We start from the raw sequence: 244 nt of genomic DNA, 5'->3' as shown, positions 1-244 counted from the left end.
GACGCTTTATGAAGCCGTTTCCTTCGACCGGACGCGCATCACCAGCTCCGACTGGTCGAACTATCCGATCCTGTGCTTCGCAAGCATACCGGAGACCGTCGAAGTGCATATCGTCAACCGTCCCGGCGCGCCTTTCCTTGGAATAGCCGAAGCGGCCCAGGGACCAACATCGGCCGCGGTGGCGAACGCCATTCGCAACGCGGCCGGCAAGCGGCTCTTCGACCTGCCGCTCACGCGGGATCGG

Annotated in this window: 1 pseudogene; it reads left to right on the top strand. The window is 63.5% G+C overall.

Annotated features, from left to right (window positions below):
* A pseudogene (locus KVS69_RS20265) lies at positions 1 to 244 on the top strand (hypothetical protein); the annotation flags it as partial.

Origin of the sequence: Stenotrophomonas sp. GbtcB23, assembly GCF_019091045.1 — a bacterium.
Classification (GTDB): domain Bacteria; phylum Pseudomonadota; class Gammaproteobacteria; order Xanthomonadales; family Xanthomonadaceae; genus Stenotrophomonas; species Stenotrophomonas rhizophila_A.
The sequence above is the reverse complement of the archived record's forward strand: the minus strand, read 5'-3'. Positions and strand labels throughout refer to the sequence as shown.